Source organism: Pseudomonas sp. 32_A, assembly GCF_017490905.1.
GTDB lineage: Bacteria > Pseudomonadota > Gammaproteobacteria > Pseudomonadales > Pseudomonadaceae > Aquipseudomonas > Aquipseudomonas inefficax.
The window spans coordinates 1-1,232 of sequence record NZ_JAFGYI010000089.1; the positions used below are offsets into that span (position 1 = coordinate 1).

Genomic DNA, 1,232 nt, shown 5'->3' on the forward strand with positions numbered 1-1,232 from the left:
TGAATCGCCCCTGGTTTCGTAGACACCTCCAAGCCTCATAATGAGGCCCAAATAGGAGGTGCCATGAGTCGTCAGCGTTACCCCGAAGAATTCAAGATCGAAGCGGTCAAGCAAGTGACCGAGAAAGGCAAACCTGTCGCCGATGTCGCCCAGCGCCTGGGCATGTCCGTGCACAGTCTTTACGCCTGGATCAAGGTCTACAGCAAGCCCCAAGAGCAGCGTCAGCAAGACGACGATCAGCAGGCCGAACTGCGCAAGCTACGCGCTGAACTCAAGCGCGTGACGGAAGAGCGAGACATCTTAAAAAAGGCCGCCGCGTACTTTGCCAAGGAGTGCGGCTGAAGTACGCCTTCATCAAGAAGCACTCGACTGATTACCCGGTGCGGCGCCTTTGCCAAACCCTCAAGGTGCACCCCAGCGGCTATTACGCCTGGCTGGCCGAGCCTCAATCTGCCCGAGCAAAAGAAGATCAACGTCTGCTTGGCTTGATCAAACACGCTTGGCTGGAAAGCGGAGGTGTATACGGCTACCGCAAAATTCACGATGACCTGCGTGAGCTGGGAGAGGAATGCGGCCGAAATCGAGTCAGGCGCTTGATGCAGGCGGAGGGGCTGCGTTCTCAAACGGGCTATCGGCGGCGTCCAGGGTTCTATGGTGGAAAACCAACAGTGGCCTCGCCCAACCACCTCGCGCGGCAGTTCAAGGTAAGTGAGCCGAACAAGGTCTGGGTGACAGATATCACTTACATCCGCACCTATGAAGGGTGGCTCTACCTCGCGGTAGTGCTGGATCTGTTCTCACGCCAAGTAATTGGTTGGTCAATGAAGCCAAGGATGTGCAGCGACCTGGCTATCGACGCGATGTTGATGGCTGTTTGGCGACGCAAGCCTCAGCAGCAAGTTATGATTCACTCAGATCAAGGCAGTCAGTTCAGTAGCTCGGATTGGAAAAGCTTTTTGAAGGCCAACAATGTAATCAGCAGCATGAGCCGGCGGGGAAACTGCCACGACAATGCCGTAGCCGAGAGCTTTTTCCAGCTTTTGAAGCGAGAGCGAATCCGACGAAAGATCTACACAACCCGTGAAGAAGCCCGAAGTGATATTTTCGATTACATCGAGATGTTCTATAACCCTAAACGCCGACACAGCAGTGCTATGCAGCTGTCTCCAGTAGAGTATGAGAAACGCTATTTCCTGAGCTTGGAGAGTGTCTAGAAAACCAGGGGCGATTCA

The 1,232-nt window shown here is 54.3% G+C and carries 1 protein-coding gene; it reads left to right on the top strand.

The genetic code is table 11. From position 1 onward, the window contains the following. The first annotated feature begins 63 nt into the window (after positions 1-63). A protein-coding gene (locus J5M58_RS25720; protein WP_087535084.1) for an IS3 family transposase occupies positions 64-1,214 on the top strand; the annotation gives its coding sequence in 2 pieces (ribosomal slippage) (positions 64-298 and positions 298-1,214; 1,152 coding nt in all). The last annotated feature ends 18 nt before the right edge of the window (positions 1,215-1,232 follow it).